The organism is Ruegeria sp. CF2 (assembly GCF_056537385.1).
The window spans coordinates 1-16,917 of record NZ_JBQFRL010000006.1 but is presented as its reverse complement, the minus strand read 5'-3'; the positions used below and the strand labels follow the sequence as shown (position 1 = coordinate 16,917).

Sequence of the window (16,917 nt, the reverse complement as noted above, 5' to 3'; positions counted from 1 at the left end):
CTGCCGCAGCGGCTCAGTCGTCGCGGCCTGCAATGGGCGCGTCTTGGGGCACAATTCCATGTTTGGCCACAAGTCGCCCGACCAGGCTGTCGGGATGTGGTATTCCGCCATGGTTCTTGCGCATGATCGCCCGCATCCGGCGCCCGTACAAATGGATCGAGACGGTATCCTCGTGAAAAAACCGGTCAAGATTTTCGTTCGGCCGGGCAAGGGCCCGGCGGCGCAAAAAGTTGATCGGGTAAAATACATGCTCTGGCAGGGCGTATTTTATCTCACCTGTTTCCTTCAGCGCCCAGGTGAATGCCTTTGGTCCCCACACGCCCCACAACGCCTCGGGAACGTTGGTCGGGTTTCCGCTGTCCCGGGCCTCTTCCAACGGTCGACGGTGGCGCCGGGGCAGCCAGGGCGGGACACGGTAGGGATCATTCGTGTACTCGATCAGCTTGGCCAGAGTGTCACTGTCCTGCGGCAGACCCAGAACCCCGATAGCCACCTCACCCTGGAGATAACCGTAGTAGTGACCATTCGCCGTTGAATAGGGTTTTAAACAATAGGCATCGGTATCCGCCCAGATCAGGTCGGGCTCCTGTGCGAGCATTCGGTACCGGAACTTGTCGGAATGCGGCGCGGGGCTTTTGGTACGCTCATGAGTGATAAATTCGGAATCCGGCAGGATCTCGCGGGCATCACGGTGCTCGACACCCTCGGGGATGTTCGTCACATTGCTATAGGTATATAGCCGCACGCTGTGGCCCATATCCAAGTACGACTGGATGCACAGCAGTTCCAAAAAGCTGAGCGGCCCCTCGACCCACAGCATTGCAATCTGGAAGTCCCGTGCCATGTTCTGCCCTCTCTGCCCAATGTGTCCGTGCCTTCACGGCTTGCCTGCATTGGAGTGACCCAATTCCCGGCGCCGCGCAACGTCGCAGTTGTGGTAGCAGCTATTTTCCTGCCCGTGTGGGATCCGTAAACACAAAAGAGGCGCCACTTGGGCGCCTCTGCTTCATATGTTGTCGTCCCGTATCTTACGAGCAGTAGGCGTGCTCGCGGGCGATGTCGGCGATGTCGCACCGGCGGATGCCGATGTCGTTCAACTCGCGGTCGCTCAGACGCTGCAACTCGGTATACGTGCGGGTGTACTCGCTGGCCCGGGCGCGGTTTTCTTTCACGCGCTCGATCAGGTTTGCGATACGGGCGGTCAGGTTGAAGCCGCCATGTGTCAGGGTCGCTGTGTGTGCCATTATCTCATTTCCTTTCGAATGTCGGGGCGTATTCCCCGATGTCGCTTACTTGGTTCCTGTCTTGGACAGGGTTGAGATAGGGACTTAAGTTAACGCTAACAACGATGGTTTTGGACTGGCCGCTATGCATTTTTGGCATGGCGGCGCAAATCAGGAGTGACCGCTACTGGCCGCAAGCCGGGACAGGTTGTCCAAAGCAGCAGACCAGCCACCTTTGTAGTCCTGGAACAGTTCTGGCCCGGCCAGGCTTGTGATCTGCAACGTGACGCGCAGCGTAGTGCCCCGGCCATTCGGCATGATTTCGTGGCCGCACAGCGAGACCGAGACCAACTCTCCTTGAATGACCAGTGTTTCGGTCAATGAAAGAAACTCCGGCGAGACTACGTGGAACAGGCTGGTCGTATTGAACTCGGGCGCCTCTTTCGGTCCACACCGCGTTTCCTCACGGCCTCCGGGTCGACAGTCGAACACATCGATCAAAACTACGCTTTCATCGTCTGGTGCGGCCCACTTCTGGCGCAACTCGCGGTCGGTCAACACCTGAAACAGCCGGTCGGGAGCGCAGGCAATCTCGCGTTCCAGGATCAAAGTTTCGTAATCAGCCATCGTCGGATTCCTTTTCAATTTGCTCGGCAAGTGCGGACAGGCGATCCAGCCGGCCTTCCCAGAGGTGACGTTGTTGTTTCAACCAACCTTCCGCCTCGGCGATCGGGGCGGCTTCGATATGCAACATGCGAACCCGACCGATCTTCTCCGAACGGATCATTCCAGCGGATTCCAGTTTGCCGAGATGCTTCAGAAACGAAGGAAGAGCCATGTCGTGCGCTTCGTGCAGCTCTGACACGGCCGCTGGGCCAGTGATCAGCCGTTCGATCACGGCACGCCGGGTCGGATCGGCCAGCGCAGAAAAAAATGTATCGAGTTTGTTAGCCATTAGGCTAAGTATTTCAACGCGCCGCCCGCGTCAAGAAAAAGTTAGCCGTTTGGCTATGTTTTTAATTTAAAGGTCAGGACAGAGGGCAAAAAAGGTGTCTACCTGTGAGTTCCTGGCCAGGCCTTGGCCAAGTTCAACGCAAAAGGCGGTCTTCCGACATTCCGCGCAGGCGACGGCCAAAAATGAAAACGCCCCCGATCAAATCGGAGGCGTTCATTAGGCTTTCGAAGTTGGCGCTCAGCCGCGCTCTTCGATGATCTCAACCAGATGCGGGATCTTGTTGACCATGCCGCGGATCGACGGAGTGTCTTCCAATTCGCGGGTCTTGTGCATCTTGTTCAGGCCCAGACCGATCAGGGTTGCGCGCTGTTCGGCGGGGCGACGGATCGGGGAACCGATCTGCTTGACGACGATGGTTTTTGCCATTGCTCGCTCTCCTTACGCTTCGGCTTCAGCCGGTGCTTCATCCCGCTTGGGCAGGATATCGGCGACCTTCTTGCCACGACGCGCGGCAACCGAACGCGGGCTCTGTTCTTTCTTCAGGCCGTCGATGGTGGCGCGGATCATGTTGTACGGGTTCTGCGAGCCCAGCGACTTGGACACAACGTCCTTCACGCCCAGCATTTCGAACACAGCACGCATCGGACCACCGGCGATGATACCGGTACCTTCCGGCGCGGTGCGCATGACCACTTTACCGGCGCCGTGACGGCCCTCGATGTCGTGGTGCAGGGTCCGGCCTTCGCGCAGCTGCACGCGGATCATCTGACGCTTGGCTTGCTCGGTCGCCTTGCGGATGGCTTCAGGTACTTCTTTCGCTTTACCTTTGCCAAAGCCCACGCGGCCTTTCTGATCGCCAACAACCACCAGAGCGGCGAAGCCAAAGCGCTTACCACCTTTTACGGTTTTCGACACGCGGTTGATTGCGACCAGACGATCGGCAAATTCCGGTGCTTCTTCACGGTCGCGGCCACGGCCCCGACGGTTTTCACGTTCTGCCATTTGGCATCCCTTTTCTCATGTGGCGCTTGGCGCCGTTTTCTTCAATCCAAGTGAGCCTCGGCTAACGCCGAGGCCCCCGGATCATCGGGGCGGATCGAAACCCGCCCACAGGTCTTAGATTTTCAGGCCGCCTTCACGCGCAGCGTCGGCAACTGCCTTCACCTTGCCGTGGAACAGGAAGCCGCCACGATCGAAATAAGCCTCTTCGACGCCGGCCTTCCTGGCCCGCTCGGCGATGGCTGCGCCCACTTTGGTGGCCGCTTCGACGTTGTTCTTGCCAACAACACCCAGATCCTTTTCCAGGGTCGAGGCCGAGGCCAGGGTCACGCCACGTACGTCGTCGATCAGCTGAACGGAGATGTTCTTGTTCGAACGGTGTACGGACAGACGCGGACGACCCGCGTTGACCTTGCGAAGTTTGTTCCGAACGCGCAGGCGGCGCTTCAGAAACAGGGTTCTTTTGCTGTTTGCCATTGTGTTCGTCCTTACTTCTTCTTGCCTTCCTTGCGGAAGATGAACTCGCCCTTGTAGCGGATGCCTTTGCCTTTGTACGGCTCGGGACGGCGCCACTCGCGGATTTTCGCCGCGGTTTCGCCCACCAGCTGCTGGTCGATGCCTTCCACAACGATCTCGGTCTGCTTCGGCGCGGTGATGGTGACACCTTCCGGAGCAACGAAATCAACATCGTGGCTGTAGCCCAGGTTCAGCTTCAGGGTGTTGCCCTGCATCTGAGCGCGGTAACCCACGCCCTGGATTTCCAGTTCCTTCTTGAAGCCTTCGGTCACACCGGTCACCAGATTGGCGACCATGGTGCGGCTCATGCCCCACTGCTGACGCGCACGCTTGGACGAACCACGCGGGTCGATTTTGACCACGTTGTCTTCGACCGTCAGGGTGACGTCATCGGTTGCGGTGAAGCTGCGGGTGCCTTTCGGACCTTTGACTTCGATGGTCTGACCCGACACAGAGGCGGTAACGCCGCTGGGCAGCTCGACCGGTTTCTTACCAATACGAGACATTGCAGACCTCCTTAGAAGACGGTGCAGAGCACTTCGCCGCCAACATTGTTGGAGCGAGCGTTTGCGTCCGACATCACACCTTTCGGAGTGCTGACAATCGACACGCCCAGGCCCTGACGAACCTGCGGGATGTCATTGACGCCCATGTATACGCGACGGCCGGGCTTCGAGACCCGCTTCAGTTCGCGAATGACAGGAGTGCCTTCGTAGTATTTCAGGCTGATTTCCAGAGCCGGATGACCGTTTTCGCCGGTCGTCTTTTCATAGCCGCGGATATAGCCTTCGTCCGCCAGCACGTCCAGAACCCAGGCGCGCAGTTTCGACGCCGGAGTGATAACGGTGGACTTGCCGCGCATTTGCGCGTTGCGGATGCGGGTGAGCATATCGCCGATAGGATCGTTCATATCTGTCTCTCCCTTACCAGCTCGATTTCACCATGCCGGGGATCTGACCAGCAGAACCCAGCTCGCGCAGCGCGATACGGCTGACCTTCAGCTTACGGTAGTAAGCGTGGGGACGACCGGTCAGCTGACAACGGTTGTGCAGACGGGTAGCCGAGCTGTTGCGCGGCAGTTTCGCCAGTTTCAGACGCGCTTTGAAACGCTCTTCCATCGGCTTGCTCTCGTCATTCGCGATCTCTTTCAGAGCCGCACGCTTTTCGGCATACTGTGCCACCAGGCGTGCGCGCTTCTTCTCGCGTTCGATCATTGCTTTTTTAGCCATGTCTCAATCCTCCCGGCGCTTACGCGTTGAACGGCATGTTGAAAGCTTTCAACAGTGCCTTTGCTTCAGCGTCGGTTTTCGCTGTGGTGGCAATTACGATGTCCATGCCCCAGACCTCGTCGACCTTGTCGAAGTCGATTTCCGGGAACACGATGTGCTCTTTCATGCCCATGGCAAAGTTGCCACGGCCATCGAAGGACGGTTTCACACCGCGGAAGTCACGTACGCGAGGCATCGCGATGGTGATCAGACGGTCCAGGAATTCGTACATCCGGTCGCCGCGCAGGGTCACCTTGGCGCCCAGCGGCATGTCTTCACGGACGCGGAAACCCGCGATCGACTTCTTCGCCTTGGTCGAAACGGCCTTCTGACCGGCGATCGCCGTCAGATCCTCGACCGCGGCTTTCGCCTTCTTCGAGTCCTTCACCGCCTCGGCACCACAGCCGATGTTCAGAACGATCTTCTCCAGCTTGGGGATCTGCATATCGTTCTTGTAGCCGAACTCTTCTTTCAGAGCGGCACGGATGGTTTCAGCGTACTGAGCTTTCAGACGCGGGGTGTAGGTTGCAGCATCAAGCATCGATCACGTCCCCCGTGGTCTTGGCGTAACGAACCTTCTTGTCACCTTCCATGCGGAAGCCGACGCGGGTTGCCTTGCCGTTCTTGTCCAGCAGGGCCAGGTTCGACAGGTCGATCGGCAGAGCTTTGGGCAGGCGGCCACCTTGCGACGTTTGCGACTGGCGGGTGTGGCGAATGGCGATGTTCACGCCATCAACGACAGCTTTGCCGGCTTTGGGGTCGACCGAGGTGATAGTCCCCTCTTTGCCCTTGTCCTTGCCGGCCAGCACGACGACCTTGTCGCCTTTGCGGAGTTTAGCAGCCATGATTACAGCACCTCCGGAGCCAGCGAGATGATCTTCATGAAGTTCTTCGCGCGCAGTTCACGAACAACGGGGCCGAAGATACGGGTACCGACGGGCTCGTTGTTGTTGTTCAGGATGACGGCGGCGTTGCGATCGAAGCGGATCGCGGTGCCGTCTTCGCGACGGACTTCTTTGGCGGTGCGCACGACGACGGCCTTGCGGACGTCACCTTTCTTCACGCGGCCGCGCGGGATGGCTTCCTTCACCGAGACGACAATGATGTCGCCGACGGAGGCGTATTTACGCTTGGAACCACCCAGGACCTTGATGCACTGAACTCGGCGGGCGCCGGAGTTGTCAGCGACATCCAGATTGGTCTGCATCTGGATCATGTGGTTTCTCCCGACCTGTGGGGGCTGGTCTTGTTAAATCCCCCAGGGTTTCGACAAATGGAAAAGTCCCGGAGGCTTAGGCCTCCAGAACCTCCCAACGTTTCGTCTTCGATTTCGGCGCGCATTCGATGATGCGTACGGTGTCGCCGACCTTGAAGGCGTTCTTTTCGTCGTGAGCCCGGTATTTCTTGGACTTACGAACGGTTTTCTGCAGCAGAGGGTGCTTGAAACGGCGCTCGACCAGAACGGTGATGGTCTGTTCGTTGGCGTCGCTGGTCACGGTGCCTTGCAGGATACGCTTGGGCATCTGATTACTCCTCGGATGCCGCGGCAGCGGCCTTTTCGTTCAGAATGGTTTTGACGCGGGCAGCATTGCGGCGGGCCGCTTTGATACCAGCAGTGTTTTCCAGCTGACCGGTGGCCTGTTGAAAGCGCAGGTTGAAGCTTTCTTTCTTCAGGTTGGCCAGTTCCTCGCGGAGCTGGTCCGGGGTCTTTTCACGCAGTTCTTGGGCGTTCATCGCCTTTTCCTTTGCTCAAAACACCAGAAGGCCCCGTACACGGGTCACCTTGGACCTGGTGGATGAATGATAGACATGCGAATCGCCCGACAACGCCGGGAGACCGCAGGATGCCGCCGTATAAGGGTTTGGTGGGTGGGTGGCAAGGGAAAGTTTTGCAACCAGAACCAGGCAACCAACGGGTCACGTCAGAACCTGACCACTTGCGCGTTGTCTTCTGTGGAAACGGGTTTGGCCGAAACTCAAAAGACACGTGAAACCCTTGAAGTATCTTTATCCCGCTGACTTAGGAACGGTAGAAAAAATGGAACTGGTTGTCCTAATTGGGTTCGCGGCACTTCTAGTTGTCTTAATATCAAGAAAACCACGCCTTGTCGCCCGTCATAGAGGCCACCAAAAGCCTCCGCAAGCCTCCACGCGGAAACGCGCAATCCCGCGACAACAGCCGAGTGTTGTTCCCTCCAACCGCGTTCTGACGGGGCGCGCTTATGTGATCGATGGCGACACAATCATTGTCCGTGGAACAAAGATCCGTCTAGCCGGCATTGATGCGCCCGAGATGGACATGCCATGGGGCCTAAAGGCAAAGTGGACGATGGTCGAAATCTGCAAAGGTCAGGAGATTACCGTCAAGCTGAACGGCGAAACATCCTACGACCGGTTAGTTGGAATTGGATACCTACCCAATGGGCAGGACATCGGCGCGGAGCTGGTCAAAAGGGGGCTTGCGCTGGACCTGCCTTTCTTTTCACAGGGAAGGTATAGGCATCTCGAACCGACCGGCGCCAGAGAACGACTGCGGAATGGGGCTTTCGGTCACGCATCGATTTCGGTTCGCAGGACGACGACAGTCGTCGCCTATCGGCGCAGATCAAACCGGCACAATGCGGGCAGTTGAATACGCGCCTAAGGGTTCACTCCCACTTGTAGTTGAAGCTCACCGAAATCCGTTCTTCTTCGGCCATGTTCATCGGCACCTCGTGGCGCAGCCAGCTTTCCCACAGCAGAACGTCGCCGACCTTCGGCTTCATATAAATGAAGGGCTGTAGTTCGCGTCGGGCGCCCTTGCGGCGCACCGGCGCGGCCATCATGCGGCCCGAGCGGGGGTCTTCAAGCTTCAGCGCGCTGGCGCCTTCCGGCATTGACACATAGGTCGTTCCAGAAATCACACTGTGTGGATGGATGTGGCTGGCGTGCATTCCACCCTCGGGCAGGATATTGATCCAAAGATCCTCCAGCTTCAATTCCCGGTCATCCAGATCAAACTCAAGGTCTTTTGCGAATGCAGCCACGTGCTGATCCAACGTCTTCACCAAGTCCTGAAAGATCGGAAACCGCCAGGGCAGATCAGTCAACGAGGCATAGCTGGTGTAACCCGGATAGCCGTTCTTTTCGCACCACTCCTGCCCGGCCTCGTCATCCTCAGCGATGACAAGACACGAGTTCTCCAACTCCTCCGGATCGATCCTTGGTTCGAACTCAGACAGAGCGGCGCGGTAGAGACGGGTAACGAAGAGTGATTCAATCTGTGCCATGGGCGTCCATTACCCCATTCGACGCCAAGGCGCGATAGAGGAACTTTCTTCGAATTTGGAAAACCCCCGCTGCTGTCACAAGTCAATATAGGGCAACGGGTCGCTGTGATGCGCGATCAGCTTCCACGCTCCACCTTCATGGCGATAGACATTCGTGCCGCGCATCCGGATACCGGACCCATCGCCCTGCCCCGACGCCTCGGCGACGTGATGCACAGTGGCAAGCGTATCCCCAACCACAACATGCCGGTTGAGCACTTTGATCGACCCGCCCAGATGCGCCCGACCCTGCGCGACCCAATCCTGATCCGTGACTTTCCACCCGACGTGAAACAGCTCGGGTGACGGCCCCATATAGATGACATCGTCCGCATGCGACCACAGCGCCTCCATCGGCGCAACGTCACCCTCGAACATTGCGTTCAGTGCGGCAAAGAAGCCGTCGTCAATCTTTTCAATCTCTGACGTCGAAACCATTTGAGGCCCCCTGTTCTAGGCTTTTCCGAATATCAAAAGCTGAAGTTCAGCCTAACCCAAACCATCCGAAAAACAAAAAACCCCGCCGGTTCGGCGGGGTTTTCTGAAGTCTTAGCAAGACCGGTTTACCAGTCCTCGCGGACCACCACGCGGGTCTTGATCGGCAGCTTCATCGCAGCCAGGCGCAGAGCCTCGCGCGCGATTTCATCGTTGACGCCGTCGATCTCGAACATCACGCGACCGGGCTTCACTTTGGCTGCCCAGTAGTCGACCGAGCCTTTACCTTTACCCATACGGACTTCGGTAGGCTTCGAAGTCACGGGAGTATCCGGGAAGATCCGGATCCAGACGCGACCTTGACGCTTCATGTGACGGGTCATGGCACGACGCGCAGCTTCGATCTGGCGTGCGGTGACGCGCTCGGGCTGCAGGGCCTTCAGACCGTAGGTGCCAAAGTTCAGATCCGAGCCGCCCTTGGCTTCGCCCTTGATCCGGCCTTTGTGCATCTTGCGGAATTTTGTACGCTTTGGTTGAAGCATATCTTTCCCTCCTTAGCGACGACCGCCACCAGCACCACGAGGTGCAGGGCCGTCCTGGAGTTCCTGTGCTTTACGGTCACGTGCCTGCGGATCGTGCTCCATGATCTCACCTTTGAAGATCCAGACCTTGATCCCGATGATCCCGTAGGGGGTCATCGCTTCGGCATGTGCGTAATCGATGTCGGCACGCAGGGTGTGCAGAGGCACGCGGCCTTCGCGGTACCATTCGGTCCGTGCGATTTCGGCGCCGCCCAGACGACCAGCGACGTTCACCCGGATACCCAGGGCGCCCATGCGCATGGCATTCTGAACCGACCGCTTCATCGCGCGGCGGAACGAAACGCGGCGCTCCAGCTGCTGAGCGATCGACTCGGCAACCAGCTGCGCGTCGAGTTCCGGCTTGCGCACTTCGACGATGTTCAGGTGCAGTTCGCTGTCGGTCATCTGCGCGATCTTCTTGCGCAGAACTTCGATGTCCGCGCCTTTCTTGCCGATGATGACACCGGGACGCGCGGTGTGGATCGTGACGCGGCACTTCTTGTGCGGACGTTCGATGATCACACGGGCGATGCCGGCTTGCTTGCACTCTTTCTTGATGAACTCACGGATCTTGAGGTCTTCCAGCAGAAGATCACCGTAGTCCTTGGTATCTGCGTACCAACGGCTGTCCCAGGTACGGTTGACCTGAAGGCGCATGCCGATCGGATTGACTTTATGTCCCATTAGGCTTGCTCCTCAACTTGACGCACCTTGATGGTGATCTCCGAGAACGGCTTCATGATCTTGCCGAAACGGCCACGGGCACGCGGACGGCCGCGCTTCATGACCAGGTTCTTACCAACCCATGCTTCGGCGACGATCAGCTCGTCCACGTCCAGGTTGTGGTTGTTTTCGGCGTTCGCGATTGCGGACTGCAGGCACTTTTTTACGTCCTGCGCGACACGCTTGTTCGAGAAAGTCAGGTCGGTCAGAGCCTTCTCGACTTTCTTGCCGCGGATCATTTGCGCAACCAGGTTCAGTTTCTGCGGGCTGGTGCGAAGCATACGGGTTTTTGCCATTGCTTCGTTTTCAGCCACGCGGCGGGGGTTCTTTTCCTTGCCCATGACTTACTTCCGCTTCGCTTTTTTGTCTGCGGCATGGCCATAATAGGTCCGGGTCGGCGAGTACTCACCGAACTTCTGACCGATCATGTCTTCCGAGACGTTTACCGGGATATGCTTCTGGCCGTTGTACACACCAAAGGTCAGACCCACGAACTGGGGCAGAATGGTGGAACGACGCGACCAGATCTTGATGACTTCGTTGCGGCCCGACTCGCGCGCAGCTTCGGCTTTTTTCAGCACGTAAGCGTCGACGAAAGGACCCTTCCAAACAGAGCGAGACATGTCTTAACGCCCTTTCTTCTTGGCGTGCCGCGAGCGGATGATCAGCTTCTGGGACGCTTTGTTCTTGTTGCGGGTACGCTTACCCTTGGTGTCCTTACCCCAAGGCGTAACCGGCGTACGGCCACCCGAGGTCCGGCCTTCACCACCACCGTGGGGGTGATCGATCGGGTTCATGGCAACACCACGGACCGACGGACGCACGCCCTTGTGGCGCATACGACCGGCTTTGCCGAGGTTCTGGTTGCTGTTGTCGGGGTTCGACACGGCACCGACGGTGGCCATGCATTCCTGGCGCACCATGCGCAGCTCGCCCGAGCTCAGACGGATCTGGGCATAGCCGCCATCGCGGCCGACGAACTGGGCGTAGGTGCCCGCTGCACGCGCGATCTGACCGCCCTTGCAGGGCTTCATCTCGATGTTGTGCACGATGGTACCGATCGGCATGCCCGAGAACGGCATCGCGTTGCCGGGCTTGATGTCGGCCTTGGCCGAAGCGATGACTTTGTCGCCAACCGCCAGACGCTGCGGCGCCAGGATATAGGCCTGCTCGCCGTCGTCATATTTGATCAGTGCGATGAATGCGGTCCGGTTCGGGTCGTATTCGATCCGCTCGACGGTTGCCGCCACATCCAGTTTGTTTCGTTTGAAGTCAACGATCCGGTAGAGACGCTTTGCGCCACCGCCACGGCGGCGTGAAGTGATCCGTCCGGTGTTGTTCCGGCCGCCCGATTTGGTCAAACCCTCAGTGAGAGACTTGACCGGACGTCCTTTCCAAAGCTCCGAACGGTCGATCAGCACCAGCCCGCGCTGGCCCGGCGTCGTCGGTTTGTACGACTTGAGTGCCATGCTTTCTGTCTTCCGTTTAGCAAGCGCGAGGATCAATCCCCGCTATGTGAGAGGCCCCCGTAGGTGCCCAGGTTATAGGGCCCCGAAGGTCCCCGGTTGCAAATATCAGAGGCCCCGGAACGAATCCGAGGCCGCAAGATTGGGAGCGTTTAGCAGGGTTGGGGGTGGGGGGCAATAGGGGTTTCAAATTTGCTTGCGCGGATATCTTTTGAAGCCGAAACGTACAAGGTGGAACAACCCCAAAGGCAGCCTTGCCGCAGCCACTCAACGAATCTATCTTTTCGGTGTTTGGCATAAGCGGTAAATTATCTGAAAACAGGAGCTTAAGTGAAAATTTTGAAAACGCTATTCAGTAAGCCAGTAGAAGCAGTCGATTTGCTGCAACAGATTTCAAAGCGGGCCGAAGATCTGACGCCTGAAGAACAGGCTAAAAGCTTCGTTTCGATCAGAAGAATAGATGGAGCCCTGAAGAGTCGCGACAGCCGGATAATTTTTGGCCGCAGGGGCACCGGGAAAACACATATTCTTTCTTATGTTGCCAATACGGTGACCGCTAAGGGCGATCTGGCGATATCCATAGACTTGCGGACTTTGGGATCCAACAACTCTATCTATTCCGATAGGAATCTTGATGCCGGGGCGCGGGCCACCAGGCTTGTTCGTGATTTGATTTCGACCGTACACGAAAAGCTGCTCGAAAGAATAACTGATCCGCGTTCTAAGTATGGCGGCAAGGCGATCGAGCATTCTTTGGATAAGCTCGCAAATTGCGTAAAGACAATATTAATCTCCGAAACTCAACAAGTTCGCCGCCAAACAGCAAGCGATCGATCTGTCAAAGCTGAGCTCAAAGGTTCGGGACAAATTAGCCCGACGACGGCAAAGGCTAAGGCTTCCGCAGGCCTTTCTGCCTCATACGACGATCACAATAAAGATGAAGTAACCGTAAACGGCGAACCCAGGCTATCTGTAAATATGGGTGATGCAGCATCCGCGCTCACGGATATAGCTCAACACATTGACGGACGAATTTGGTTGCTTTTGGATGAGTGGAGTTCCCTTCCTGAAGATCTTCAACCATATCTCGCCGATTTTGTCCGCAGAGCTATCCTGCCAATTCAGAACATTTCTGTGGTTATCGCAGCGATTGAGTTCCGATCTATTTTCCGAATTGACTTCGATAATTACAGAGTAGGCTTTGAGCTTGGCTCAGATATCTCCGCAGACATCAATTTGGACGACTATTTTGTCTATGACGTGAGCGCTCAGACTGCCGTTGACTTCTTTAAGAGTCTGCTCTTTCAACACTTGGAAGCTTTTGCGGGCGACCAAGGGTTGAAGGAGAGTAGTCCCAGCCAAGTTGTCAATTCGATATTCTCACAGGATCGCGTATTCGCAGAACTGGTACGAGCATCAGAAGGAGTCGCTCGTGACTTCATTAACATCCTTCAACTTGCTGCAATGCGATCCGACCAAACAAAAATATCCATGAACGAAATTAGAACTGCGGCAAAAGATTGGTTCGAGCGCGACAAACAAAGAAACCTAGACACAAATAAGTTCGCGCAAAGCCTGCTCCACTGGATTCGTGACGAGGTAATCGACCGAAAGCGAGCTCGAGCATTCCTTTTGCGCACAGACACTAGCGACCCAACAATTGAGTTCCTATTTGACGAACGAATGCTTCACATCGCAAGGCGATCATATTCTGCCCAGGATGAACCCGGTGTTCGCTATCAAGTCTGGAAAGTGGACTACGGATGCTACGTAGACCTTATCAATACGGTTAAGTCCCCGACAGGCTTTCTTTTTGAAGGCATGGAAATTTCTGATACCGGAAATATCGAAGTGCCTGATGACGACTATCGCTCGGTGAGAAGAGCTGTGTTAGAACTGCGTGATTTCTACGAGTCTAGTGGATTTTCATAGAAAAACCCCCGCCTTTCGGCGGGGGCTTTCATCTCTCTCCAAAGACGGGTCCGATCAGAGACCGGTGGTCACGTCGATGGTGTTGCCCTCTTCCAGGGTCACATAGGCCTTCTTGACGTCTTTCCGCTTGCCCAGCTGGCCGCGGAACCGCTTAACCTTACCTTTGGTCACGGTGGTGTTCACCGCCTTGACCTTCACACCAAACAGCGCCTCGACGGCCTCTTTGATCTGCGGCTTGTTGCTATCGATCGCCACTTCAAAGACAACCGCGCCGTTTTCAGAGGCCATGGTCGTTTTCTCGGTGATGATCGGCTTGCGGATCACGTCGTAGTGTTCTGCCTTCGCGCTCATTTCAGTCGAGCCTCCAGTGCTTCGACACCCGCTTTGGTGAGCACCAGGGTGTCACGCTTGAGGATGTCATAGACGTTTGCGCCCATCGACGGCAGGATATCCAGACCTTCGATGTTGCGGGCTGCGCGGGCGAACCCTTCGTTCACGGTGGCGCCGTCGATGACCAGAGCGCGCTTCCAGCCCAGGCTTGCAACCTGCTTGGCCAGTGCGGCGGTCTTGCCTTCGGCTTCGGCGCTTTCGATCACGACCAGCTCACCGGCTTTGGCCTTGGCCGACAGTGCGTGGCGCAGGCCCAGCTTGCGGAACTTCTTCGGCAGGTCGTGGCCGTGCGAACGCGGGGTCGGACCCTTGTAGATGCCACCCTTGCGGAAGATCGGCGCGTTGCGGTCACCGTGACGTGCGCCACCGGTGCCCTTCTGGCGATAGATCTTCTTGGTCGAGTAGCTGGTTTCCGAGCGGGTCTTCACCTTGTGGGTGCCGGCCTGCGCGTTGTTGCGCTGCCAACGGACCACACGGTGCAGGATGTCCGCGCGCGGCTCCAGGCCGAACAGGTCCGCATCCAGCTCGATGTTGCCGGCTTTCTTGCCGTCCAGTTTGATTACATCAAGTTTCATGCTTCACCACCTTCCGCGGGTGCTTCTTCCGCAGGTGCTTCGGTTGCAGCCGATTTCACAGCAGCCGGGAAAGGCAGGCCTTCCGGTGCTTTCTTCTTGACGGCGTCCTTGACGGTAACCCAGCCCGATTTCGGTCCGGGAACGGCGCCTTTGATGAAGACCAGACCACGGTCGGCGTCGGTTTTGACAACCTCGAGGTTCTGGGTGGTAACACGGGCAGCACCCATGTGACCGGCCATCTTCTTGCCTTTGAACACCTTGCCCGGGTCCTGACACTGACCGGTCGAACCGTGCGAACGGTGGCTGATCGAAACACCGTGCGAGGCGCGCAGACCACCGAAGTTGTGGCGCTTCATTGCACCGGCAAAACCTTTACCGATCGAGGTGCCCGAAACGTCAACTTTCTGACCAGCCAGGAAGTGATCTGCCGAGATCTCGGCGCCCACTTCGATCAGCGCGTCTTCAGACACGCGGAACTCGGCCAGCTTGCGCTTGGGCTCGACCTTGGCGGCGGCGAAGTGGCCGCGCATGGCCTTCGAGGTGCGTTTTGCCTTGGCGGCACCGGCGCCCAGCTGAACGGCGGTGTAGCCGTCTTTGTCAGCGGTACGCTGTGCAACGACCTGCAGGTTGTCCAGGTGAAGAACGGTCACAGGGATCTGCTTGCCGTCTTCCATGAACAGGCGGGTCATGCCGACTTTTTTTGCGATAATACCAGAGCGCATCATCAATACCCTCCGATCTTACGACTGCAGCTTGATCTCGACGTCCACACCAGCGGCCAGGTCGAGCTTCATCAGCGCGTCCACGGTCTGGGGGGTCGGATCTACGATGTCCAAGAGACGCTTGTGCGTGCGGATCTCGAACTGGTCGCGGGATTTCTTGTCAACGTGAGGGCCACGGAGAACCGTGAACTTCTCGATCTTGTTCGGCAGCGGGATCGGGCCGCGCACGTTCGCGCCGGTCCGCTTTGCAGTGTTGACGATCTCTTGCGTGCTGGCATCCAGGACGCGATAGTCAAATGCCTTCAGCCGAATACGGATGTTTTGGCTTTGCATATTAACAGCCTTTTTTCAGGCGTTGGAGTTGAGAGGAGGACGGGCGCTCATCGCCAACCCTCATCGAACCCAAAAGGCGGGAATCACCCCGCCTTCACGTTCTCACCGAGAACTCGCGCGGTTTAGTGGGGTTGGCGCTGTTTGGCAAGGGGGAAATGCCACCCAGCTCCAAATGCGGATTGTCCAACAAGTGATAGGCCGCCGCGCTGAATCTTGAAGACCCTACCCGGCTTCAGGATCGTTTTGGGATTGCCCCAATTCCGCCAGCTCTGTCCAGACCGCACCCGGGATAGACCAGTCGGCCCATTCGAATGTCTGGTCCACGTGCTGCGGCCATGTCGCGCCGCAGATTGTCGAAGCTATATCTGCGTTTTTGACCGAGAATTGCAACGCTAGCGCCCCCAACGGGACATCGTAGCGGGAACAGATACTCTCGACCGCACGAACTGGGCCCAGAACGGCTTCGGTTGCAGGCTGATATACGTAGAAATGATGAGCGGAACTTCCCTTGGCCAATATTCCTCCGGAATAGGGCGCCGCATTCAGAACGGTCACTCCCTTGGAACGCGCGAGTTCAATCAGCGGAGCGGAATTCACGTTGACGACTGTATGCCTGTTGTGCGTCAGAAGGACGTCGAACTCACGATCGCGCAGCATAGGCATCAGGACGTCAATTCGACCACCGGCAAGCCCCACAGCTTTGGCCAAGCCTTCTTCCTTCATCCGAAACAGCTCGTCAAGCGCGCCGCCCGTGCCGGTCACTTCGGAAAGATCTGCGGCGTATTCAGGGTCATGAAGGTGAAGAATATCCACCTGGTCGACGCCAAGGGCTTCAAGGCTTGCTTCAAGCGACCTTCGCGCTTGTGTCGCATCAAACCTGTTACTCTCCATGTCCCGGTCCAGCTTCGTGGAGAGAACCCGACCCTCGGGCCACCCGCCCAGCTCGCGAATGACTTGCCCGATACGTTCTTCGCTTCGGCCCAACGCATACCCGCGCGCTGTATCAATGAAGCCGTCCGGACGCTGGAGAATTGTCCTAATGGTATCCAGTGCACGGCTTTCGTCTACTTCGTATCCATATATCTGTGGAATGCTTCCCAGCCCTGTTGAACCGAACCCTATTTGCGGCAACCTGACCCCAGTCCGGCCGATTTCAACATGCGTGGTCATCCCACCATCCTCCCCTACTGGACAATTCTGACTGCAATTGTGTCGAGGGGCGCCGCTCAACGCAAGCTTGGCGTATTCGCGTGCAACACCAAGATGTGCGCAACCAATGTTTTGGGGACTTAACGAAAAAGGCCGCCCCGGTTTGGGACGGCCTTCTTTGGTTTCTCACCAAGTTGCTTTCAGCTGGCTTCGCTTTGGAAAACCACCTGCCGCAACCGGGCGCGACAGGCGCGCCTTACTCGATGATTTTGGACACGACGCCTGCGCCGACGGTGCGGCCGCCTTCGCGGATGGCGAAGCGCAGACCGTTTTCCATGGCGA

The 16,917-nt window shown here is 57.4% G+C and carries 30 protein-coding genes; 2 read left to right on the top strand and 28 right to left on the bottom strand.

The genetic code is table 11. From position 1 onward, the window contains the following. Positions 1-13 precede the first annotated feature (13 nt). From ACR0IR_RS18010 to rpmC, 15 genes are all read right to left on the bottom strand, one after another. On the bottom strand, positions 14-844 hold the full coding sequence (locus ACR0IR_RS18010; RefSeq protein WP_170366425.1) for a hypothetical protein: 831 nt from the start codon (positions 842-844) through the stop codon (positions 14-16). Between the two features lie 184 nt (positions 845-1,028). After that, the gene (locus ACR0IR_RS18005) at positions 1,029-1,244 is read right to left on the bottom strand and encodes a DUF1127 domain-containing protein (protein WP_170343462.1); all 216 of its coding nucleotides are present in this window, start codon (positions 1,242-1,244) and stop codon (positions 1,029-1,031) included. 150 nt (positions 1,245-1,394) lie between these two features. Beyond that, positions 1,395-1,850, bottom strand: coding sequence for an SRPBCC domain-containing protein (locus tag ACR0IR_RS18000; RefSeq protein ID WP_170366427.1), 456 nt, complete (start codon positions 1,848-1,850; stop codon positions 1,395-1,397). Next, the gene (locus ACR0IR_RS17995) at positions 1,843-2,178 is read right to left on the bottom strand and encodes an ArsR/SmtB family transcription factor (protein ID WP_170342961.1); all 336 of its coding nucleotides are present in this window, start codon (positions 2,176-2,178) and stop codon (positions 1,843-1,845) included. Before ACR0IR_RS17995 ends, ACR0IR_RS18000 begins: the two co-directional genes overlap by 8 nt. Positions 2,179-2,415: 237 nt before the next feature. Further along, positions 2,416-2,604 (bottom strand): 50S ribosomal protein L30, encoded by a 189-nt coding sequence (rpmD, locus tag ACR0IR_RS17990; RefSeq protein WP_093965366.1) that lies wholly within the window; start codon positions 2,602-2,604, stop codon positions 2,416-2,418. Positions 2,605-2,616: 12 nt separating this feature from the next. Continuing rightward, positions 2,617-3,180 (bottom strand): 30S ribosomal protein S5, encoded by a 564-nt coding sequence (gene rpsE / locus ACR0IR_RS17985; protein WP_093965365.1) that lies wholly within the window; start codon positions 3,178-3,180, stop codon positions 2,617-2,619. A 114-nt stretch (positions 3,181-3,294) separates the two neighbouring features. Beyond that, the gene (gene rplR / locus ACR0IR_RS17980) at positions 3,295-3,654 is read right to left on the bottom strand and encodes a 50S ribosomal protein L18 (protein ID WP_170366431.1); all 360 of its coding nucleotides are present in this window, start codon (positions 3,652-3,654) and stop codon (positions 3,295-3,297) included. A gap of 11 nt (positions 3,655-3,665) precedes the next feature. Further along, positions 3,666-4,199 (bottom strand): 50S ribosomal protein L6, encoded by a 534-nt coding sequence (rplF, locus tag ACR0IR_RS17975; RefSeq protein WP_093965363.1) that lies wholly within the window; start codon positions 4,197-4,199, stop codon positions 3,666-3,668. 11 nt (positions 4,200-4,210) lie between these two features. Further along, on the bottom strand, positions 4,211-4,603 hold the full coding sequence (rpsH, locus tag ACR0IR_RS17970; RefSeq protein WP_093965361.1) for a 30S ribosomal protein S8: 393 nt from the start codon (positions 4,601-4,603) through the stop codon (positions 4,211-4,213). Between the two features lie 13 nt (positions 4,604-4,616). Further along, on the bottom strand, positions 4,617-4,922 hold the full coding sequence (gene rpsN, locus ACR0IR_RS17965) for a 30S ribosomal protein S14 (protein WP_093965360.1): 306 nt from the start codon (positions 4,920-4,922) through the stop codon (positions 4,617-4,619). A gap of 19 nt (positions 4,923-4,941) precedes the next feature. Next, on the bottom strand, positions 4,942-5,502 hold the full coding sequence (gene rplE / locus ACR0IR_RS17960; protein WP_093965358.1) for a 50S ribosomal protein L5: 561 nt from the start codon (positions 5,500-5,502) through the stop codon (positions 4,942-4,944). Further along, on the bottom strand, positions 5,495-5,806 hold the full coding sequence (rplX, locus tag ACR0IR_RS17955; RefSeq protein ID WP_093965356.1) for a 50S ribosomal protein L24: 312 nt from the start codon (positions 5,804-5,806) through the stop codon (positions 5,495-5,497). The genes rplE and rplX overlap by 8 nt, the downstream gene beginning before the upstream one ends. A 2-nt stretch (positions 5,807-5,808) precedes the next feature. Then, a complete protein-coding gene (gene rplN / locus ACR0IR_RS17950; protein WP_005621870.1) occupies positions 5,809-6,177 on the bottom strand; it encodes a 50S ribosomal protein L14 in 369 nt (122 codons plus the stop codon). A 76-nt stretch (positions 6,178-6,253) separates the two neighbouring features. Beyond that, entirely contained in the window at positions 6,254-6,484 is a 231-nt protein-coding gene (gene rpsQ, locus ACR0IR_RS17945) for a 30S ribosomal protein S17 (protein WP_170342963.1), read from the bottom strand. A 4-nt stretch (positions 6,485-6,488) separates the two neighbouring features. Next, entirely contained in the window at positions 6,489-6,695 is a 207-nt protein-coding gene (gene rpmC / locus ACR0IR_RS17940) for a 50S ribosomal protein L29 (RefSeq protein WP_093965352.1), read from the bottom strand. A 490-nt stretch (positions 6,696-7,185) separates the two neighbouring features. On the opposite strand from rpmC, the gene ACR0IR_RS17935 reads away from it, so the two are divergent. Further along, positions 7,186-7,593, top strand: a complete 408-nt coding sequence (locus tag ACR0IR_RS17935; protein WP_217357167.1) for a thermonuclease family protein — start codon at positions 7,186-7,188, stop codon at positions 7,591-7,593. A 16-nt stretch (positions 7,594-7,609) separates the two neighbouring features. On the opposite strand, the gene ACR0IR_RS17930 is transcribed toward ACR0IR_RS17935, so the two are convergent. The 7 genes from ACR0IR_RS17930 to rplB form a co-directional block, all read right to left on the bottom strand. Continuing rightward, on the bottom strand, positions 7,610-8,230 hold the full coding sequence (locus tag ACR0IR_RS17930; protein ID WP_170366435.1) for a 2OG-Fe(II) oxygenase family protein: 621 nt from the start codon (positions 8,228-8,230) through the stop codon (positions 7,610-7,612). Positions 8,231-8,305: 75 nt separating this feature from the next. Next, a complete protein-coding gene (locus ACR0IR_RS17925; RefSeq protein WP_480779153.1) occupies positions 8,306-8,707 on the bottom strand; it encodes a YybH family protein in 402 nt (133 codons plus the stop codon). A gap of 125 nt (positions 8,708-8,832) precedes the next feature. After that, the gene (rplP, locus tag ACR0IR_RS17920; protein ID WP_005980704.1) at positions 8,833-9,246 is read right to left on the bottom strand and encodes a 50S ribosomal protein L16; all 414 of its coding nucleotides are present in this window, start codon (positions 9,244-9,246) and stop codon (positions 8,833-8,835) included. Between the two features lie 12 nt (positions 9,247-9,258). Beyond that, entirely contained in the window at positions 9,259-9,969 is a 711-nt protein-coding gene (gene rpsC / locus ACR0IR_RS17915; protein ID WP_093965346.1) for a 30S ribosomal protein S3, read from the bottom strand. Then, complete coding sequence (gene rplV, locus ACR0IR_RS17910; protein WP_039538267.1) at positions 9,969-10,349, bottom strand: 50S ribosomal protein L22; 381 nt, start codon at positions 10,347-10,349, stop codon at positions 9,969-9,971. Before rplV ends, rpsC begins: the two co-directional genes overlap by 1 nt. Before the next feature lie 3 nt (positions 10,350-10,352). Next, positions 10,353-10,631 (bottom strand): 30S ribosomal protein S19, encoded by a 279-nt coding sequence (gene rpsS, locus ACR0IR_RS17905; protein WP_005980699.1) that lies wholly within the window; start codon positions 10,629-10,631, stop codon positions 10,353-10,355. 3 nt (positions 10,632-10,634) lie between these two features. After that, positions 10,635-11,477, bottom strand: a complete 843-nt coding sequence (gene rplB / locus ACR0IR_RS17900; protein WP_170366439.1) for a 50S ribosomal protein L2 — start codon at positions 11,475-11,477, stop codon at positions 10,635-10,637. 327 nt (positions 11,478-11,804) lie between these two features. Here rplB and ACR0IR_RS17895 point away from each other — a divergent pair, with 327 nt between their 5' ends. Next, positions 11,805-13,406, top strand: a complete 1,602-nt coding sequence (locus ACR0IR_RS17895) for an ATP-binding protein (RefSeq protein ID WP_170366441.1) — start codon at positions 11,805-11,807, stop codon at positions 13,404-13,406. A gap of 54 nt (positions 13,407-13,460) precedes the next feature. Here the strand turns inward: ACR0IR_RS17895 and ACR0IR_RS17890 are convergent, their stop codons facing one another. The 6 genes from ACR0IR_RS17890 to ACR0IR_RS17865 form a co-directional block, all read right to left on the bottom strand. Continuing rightward, on the bottom strand, positions 13,461-13,757 hold the full coding sequence (locus ACR0IR_RS17890) for a 50S ribosomal protein L23 (RefSeq protein WP_093965341.1): 297 nt from the start codon (positions 13,755-13,757) through the stop codon (positions 13,461-13,463). Beyond that, complete coding sequence (rplD, locus tag ACR0IR_RS17885; RefSeq protein WP_170366443.1) at positions 13,754-14,371, bottom strand: 50S ribosomal protein L4; 618 nt, start codon at positions 14,369-14,371, stop codon at positions 13,754-13,756. The genes ACR0IR_RS17890 and rplD overlap by 4 nt, the downstream gene beginning before the upstream one ends. Continuing rightward, on the bottom strand, positions 14,368-15,093 hold the full coding sequence (gene rplC / locus ACR0IR_RS17880) for a 50S ribosomal protein L3 (protein WP_170343454.1): 726 nt from the start codon (positions 15,091-15,093) through the stop codon (positions 14,368-14,370). Before rplC ends, rplD begins: the two co-directional genes overlap by 4 nt. A gap of 18 nt (positions 15,094-15,111) precedes the next feature. Then, entirely contained in the window at positions 15,112-15,426 is a 315-nt protein-coding gene (gene rpsJ / locus ACR0IR_RS17875) for a 30S ribosomal protein S10 (protein ID WP_008756422.1), read from the bottom strand. 222 nt (positions 15,427-15,648) lie between these two features. Next, positions 15,649-16,596 carry an aldo/keto reductase gene (locus tag ACR0IR_RS17870; RefSeq protein WP_170366445.1) on the bottom strand — a complete coding sequence of 316 codons (948 nt, stop codon included), beginning with the start codon at positions 16,594-16,596 and terminating at the stop codon, positions 15,649-15,651. A gap of 235 nt (positions 16,597-16,831) precedes the next feature. Further along, positions 16,832-16,917, bottom strand: an 86-nt coding sequence (locus ACR0IR_RS17865) for an EF-Tu C-terminal domain-related protein (RefSeq protein ID WP_217359872.1), incomplete at its 5' end; no start/stop codon positions are given.